The organism is Nocardia sp. NPDC003345 (assembly GCF_053589395.1).
Genome location: NZ_JBSFRU010000403.1, coordinates 1 through 5,138, shown reverse-complemented (window position 1 = coordinate 5,138; position 5,138 = coordinate 1). Strand labels below are relative to the sequence as shown.

Below are 5,138 nucleotides of genomic sequence, written 5' to 3'. Positions count from 1 at the left end.
CTCGAGCGCGTCGAGCAGCAGCGGCATCTCGTAGCGGAAACGCCGGGCCATCAGATTCCCGCCGATCGTGCCGGTATAGCGGATCCGCACCGTGGCGATCCGCGACCACGCCTCGGCGAGACCGGGAATCGCCGCGGCGACGGTCGCGCTGGCCGAACCCTCGTAGTGGGTCACCATCGCGCCGATATCCAGTATCCCCCGCGCATGGGTGATCGTCTTCAGGCCCGCCACCTTCTGCAGCGACAGCAGCGCCGCGGGGGCACGACCCTCACGGATACCCGCCACGAGATCACTGCATCCGGCGGCGATCACGGCCTCCGGGTCCGCCGCGAGCACGGCTGCCGCCTCCGCGACCGACTCCGGCCGGTACAACCGGAACGGCGCGAGCGCCGACTGCGTCTGGGCGACGATTCCGGAACCGTCGGCCGTGGCCCGCATCAGTGCGCCTTGCTCGGCACCGGCTGCTGCGCGGCGGCGGTGGTCTCGTCGCCCCGCAGCAGCCGCGTCACATGCGAACGGATCTCGACGAACCGCGGATCCGTTTTCGTGGTGATGTGATCGCGCGGGCGCGGCAGGTCCACATCGATGGTCTCCGCCACGACGCTCGGCGGTTTCGACAGCACGATGATGTGGTCGGCCAGGTAGACGCTCTCGTCGATATCGTGGGTCACGACAAGGACGGTGATCCCGAGCGTGGCCTGGATGTGCAGCAGCAGATCCTCGAGCTCGGCGCGGGTCTGGGCGTCCACCGACGCGTACGGCTCATCCATGAGCAGCAGTTTCGGGTGGCTGGCCAGTGCTCGCGCGATGGCGACGCGCTGCTGCATTCCGCCCGACATCTGCCACGGGTAGAGCTTCTCCTTGCCGGAGAGCCCGACCGCGTCGATGGCCTCCTGCACCCGGGCGGCGCGCTCGGGCCGGGGCAGGTGTTTGAGCGGGAAGGCGATGTTCTTGTCCACCCGCATCCACGGGAACAGCGAGCGGGCGTAGTCCTGGAACACCATGGCCAGGCCGTCGGGAACGCCGGACACCCGGGCGCCGTTGAAGGTGACCTCCCCGGCCGTCGGCACATCGAGTCCGCTGATGATTCGCAGCAGCGTCGATTTACCGCATCCGGAGGGGCCGACGATAACGCTGACCTTTCCCGCCGCCGCCCCGGCGGTGATATCGCGGACGGCCAGGTTGGTTCCGTAGGACTTCGAGATACCGGTCAGAACCAGTTCCGCGGAGGTGATCGCCGTATCGGTACTAGTCATTTTGCTGAGTCACTCCTCGGTGCCAGGCCAACGCCCGCCGTTCGACGAACACGAAGATGAAGTTGAGTGCCACGCCCAGGGCGGCCAGCACGATGAGGACCGACCAGAACCCGGTGTAGTCGAAGTCCCGCTGGGTCCGGATCAGCAGATAACCCAGCCCGTTCTCGGATTTCTGGAGTTCGGAAATGATCATGATGATCAGCGACAGCGACATCGCGGTGCGCACACCGGCGAAGATCTTCGGCGCCGCGCCGGGAAGGACGATATGCGTCAGCACATTCCACCGCGAGATCTTGAACACCGCGGCCGCCTGCATCCGGCCCGTCCCGACACTCTGCACACCGTCGATGGTGTTGAACAGGATCGGCCAGACCACGGAGAACGCGATGAGAAAGATCTTCGGGCTGTCCCCTGTTCCGAACAGGAAGAAGAACACGCCCAGCAGCGCGGGGCTGGGCAGCGACCTCCCGAGATGGATGAGGGGCTGGAACAGCGCCGCCAGCACCGGCACGGCACCCAGCGCGACGCCCAGTCCCACCCCGATCACCACGGCCAGCGCCAATCCCGCCATCGCGCGAGTCACGCTGGGCAGGAAATGGTCGAAGGTGGCGTCACCGAGGAACAGGCGACCGGCTTCGGTACCGAAGAAATCGGTGAAGACCCGCTGGAACGCGTCCAGCGGCGGCGCCACGATCAACGATCCGACTTCCGACTGCGACAGTCCCCACCAGGCGGCCAGGATCAGCACCGGAACGATCGCCCGGATGCCGGTATCGCGGGCGAGCGCCGGCAGGTTCCGGCGGCGCCGCGCGGTCGCCACGCGGACCGGAGACCGGGTCTCCGGCCGCACCGCCGAGGCGGGCCCGGCTTCGTCGGTGGATACGACAGTCACTGGGCCAGCCCCTTCTTCCATGCGAACACCTTGTTGTCGAGAACGGTGAAGGCCGTGCTCACCGCGACACCCAGCACACCGGCGACCAGCGTCGCGGCGTAGACGGTGTCGAGATTGGTCGCGTTGGCGCTGTTCAGCAGGATGTAGCCGCCGATTCCCTGACCGTTGCCGATGAGTAGTTCGGCGCTGACCGCCACGATGAGCCCGATCGAGGCGGCGATCCGGATCCCGGTGAACGCGAACGGCAGTGCGCTGGGAATCTTGATCCGGCCCAGGATCGCGATCTCGGACAGACCGAAGGTCCGGGCGGTCGCCACGGCGGTGACATCGGTGGCGCGAACACCGTAGAGGGTGTTCAGCAGAATCGGCCACATACAGGCGAGCGCGACGGTGATCGACAGCGGCAGCATTCCCGATCCGATCAGCAGTACCAGGATCGGTCCCAGCGCGACCGAGGGCAGTACCCGGAACACCTCGACCGGGAGTTCGAAGGCGAGGAACACCCGGGTGAACGCCCCCATCAGACCGCCGAGCAGTACACCGGCCACCGCCGCGATGAGCAGGCCCAGCATCCATTCGCGGAGGGTGAAGCCCACTTCCTGCCAGAAGAGCTGATCTCCGAACAGCGCACCGGTCTCGGCCAGTACCCGGCTCGGAACAGGCAGTCCGGGGGTGGACAGCAGTCCGGTCCGGATCACCACTTCGGCCAGCAGGGCCGTGCCGAGCACACCCGCGATTCCGTAGCCGATCTGCTTGTTGCGGCCCAGCGGTTCACTGAGGAGAAGCATGGTCAGCCCTCGAGCGTGACGAGATGGGAGGTGACGTCGAAGCCGTCCGGGACCAGGCCCTGGGCGGCGAGCATATCGGCCACCGATTGCATTTTCGCCGGGTCCATACCCGAGGCGAAGATCGGCAGCGACATCGACTGCGCCACCGCCGCGGGGACCTTCGCGACACCCGGCAGCCAGGCCCGGAACGCGGCCTCGTTGGCGGCGATATCGGCGCCCGCCGCATAGATCGCGCGTGCGAACGCCGCGGTGGTGTCGGGGTTCGAATCGGCGAAATCGTCGCCCGCCACGAAGATCGAGGCCGGCAGGGCGTTGTTGGTGCCGGTCGTGAGATCCGCGATCTCACGCATCCCGGCGCCGCGCGCCGCCGAGGAGAACGGTTCCGGCGCGTAACCGACGTCGATCGAACCGGCCTGCACTCCCGGAAGCATCTCGGGGAAGGGCACCTCCACATACCGCGGTTCGATCTCGACGCCCTCACCGGCAGCGAGATTGGCGATGGTGACATCACCGATGTTGTTGGTGGTGTTCACGCCGACGGTCTTGCCGTCGATATCGGCCAGCGACCGGACCGGGGAATCGGGTTTCACGTACAGGATTCCGCTGCCGTCGCCGAGCGAGGCGGTATGCGCGACCGTGGTGATCGGCGTCTTGCGGGACTGGGCGATCGCCGCGGAGATCGAATTGGCGATGCTGAAGTCGAGTTCGCCGGAGGCGACCTTCTGGATACCGATGGGGCCGCCCTGGATGGGTTCGAGGTTCACCGTGAGCCCTTCCTTCTGGAAGAAGCCCTTCTCGTCCGCCCAGTACACGGCCGCGTAGTCGGCCAGTGGGAGGACACCCACCGACACCTCGGTCTGCTCGAGTACGCCGTCGGTCGCCGCGGCGGCACGCTCCCCCGAGCCGCTACACGAGGTCAGCAGCAGCGCCGAGCCGGCCAGCATGGCTGCGGCCGCGAGGCGGATTTTCGTCATGAAGGTCTCCTGTCGGGAGGATGGTGTCGACCGGGCTGATGTCCACCACGGGTGCCGAACATCTTGGCTCCAAGAGATTTGTACTTCCTTACCGCTAAGAGGTCAACGGAAGATTTTCGTGAATCGGAGGATTAACAGGCGGTTGATCTCGCTGGAACATGCCGAGAATTTCGAAGAGATGCAGGTCACACCGGATCGGCAAGTGTGCCGGGCCTCACGCGGTACCGGAAAAATTTTCCCGAAGCGGACACCGGAAACGACGAACGCTCCCAGATCGTGGGATCCGGGAGCGTTCGGAGCGGACGGTTCAGGCGGGCCGATCCGCCGCGAGCACCTCGTCCTCGGGTAGCTCGGCCGTGCGCAGCGACCGCTCCAGCACGCCCAGCAACCCCGCCAGCCGATCCTTCTGATCGGAGTCCAGCCCCACCAGCATCCGGCCCAGTTCCGCGAAGTGCGCGTCCGCGACCCGGTCGACGAGTTCACGCCCGGCGCCCGACAGCGTCACGTACACGACCCGGGCGTCCTCGTCGTCCCGCTCCCGGAGCACCAGACCGGCCTCCTCCAGCCGGTTGACCCGCAGCGTCAGGCCCCCGGTCGTGACGAGGGTCTGCTTCGCCAGCTCCCCCGCCGTCCGCCGGAAATCCGGCTCCGCCCGGCGCAGGCAGGCCAGGACGTCGAACCCCGCCTCATTGGTGCCGTACTCCTCGAACACGCCGTTGATCCGCGAGCGATAGAGCAGGAAGCTACGGTGCAGCCGCCCGAAGACCTCCAGCGCGGACACATCGAGTTCGGGCCGCGACTGCGCCCACTGCCGGATGATCTCACCGACACCGTCCGAGGATTCCGTCACTGCCTCTGCCCCAACCCATCTGTTGTCGTCGCACTTAGCTTTGCGCCAAGGTACTGTACGATTCTTTCTATCATCCCACCAGAGCAAGGCTCCGCGAATCGTCTCGCCAGAACACCTGGATCGCGGAACCTGCGGCGGCCGGACGGAACACGCCCTGCCCGCACGTGGACCAGCGAGACGAGTTAGAGGGTAGTCCGGATGCACGAGGTGCTGAACACGGTCGCCGGTTGGCAGGCGGCCGGAATCGATTGCGCGGTAGCGACGATCATCGATTCGACGGGTTCGACGCCGCGACCCGTCGGCACGGTGATGGCGGTTTCCCGAGCCGGCGCGGTCGCCGGCAGTATCTCGGGCGGCTGTGTGGACAGCGACGCCTTC

7 protein-coding genes are annotated in these 5,138 nt (G+C 66.8%); 1 reads left to right on the top strand and 6 read right to left on the bottom strand.

Annotated features, from left to right (window positions below; translation table 11 throughout):
- The 6 genes from ACWDU1_RS29265 to ACWDU1_RS29240 form a co-directional block, all read right to left on the bottom strand.
- On the bottom strand, positions 1–438 hold a 438-nt coding region (locus tag ACWDU1_RS29265; RefSeq protein WP_450003392.1), incomplete at its 3' end, for an FAD binding domain-containing protein.
- Positions 438–1,256, bottom strand: a complete 819-nt coding sequence (locus tag ACWDU1_RS29260) for an ABC transporter ATP-binding protein (protein WP_450003390.1) — start codon at positions 1,254–1,256, stop codon at positions 438–440. The genes ACWDU1_RS29265 and ACWDU1_RS29260, both read right to left, overlap by 1 nt.
- A complete protein-coding gene (locus ACWDU1_RS29255; protein ID WP_450003388.1) occupies positions 1,249–2,148 on the bottom strand; it encodes an ABC transporter permease in 900 nt (299 codons plus the stop codon). The genes ACWDU1_RS29260 and ACWDU1_RS29255 overlap by 8 nt, the downstream gene beginning before the upstream one ends.
- Entirely contained in the window at positions 2,145–2,936 is a 792-nt protein-coding gene (locus ACWDU1_RS29250) for an ABC transporter permease (protein WP_450003387.1), read from the bottom strand. The genes ACWDU1_RS29255 and ACWDU1_RS29250 overlap by 4 nt, the downstream gene beginning before the upstream one ends.
- Before the next feature lie 2 nt (positions 2,937–2,938).
- Positions 2,939–3,910, bottom strand: coding sequence for an ABC transporter substrate-binding protein (locus ACWDU1_RS29245; protein WP_450003385.1), 972 nt, complete (start codon positions 3,908–3,910; stop codon positions 2,939–2,941).
- A gap of 307 nt (positions 3,911–4,217) precedes the next feature.
- Positions 4,218–4,760 (bottom strand): MarR family winged helix-turn-helix transcriptional regulator, encoded by a 543-nt coding sequence (locus ACWDU1_RS29240; protein ID WP_450003383.1) that lies wholly within the window; start codon positions 4,758–4,760, stop codon positions 4,218–4,220.
- Positions 4,761–4,958: 198 nt separating this feature from the next.
- Between ACWDU1_RS29240 and ACWDU1_RS29235 the strand changes: the two genes are divergently transcribed.
- On the top strand, positions 4,959–5,138 hold a 180-nt coding region (locus tag ACWDU1_RS29235), incomplete at its 3' end, for an XdhC family protein (protein ID WP_450003382.1).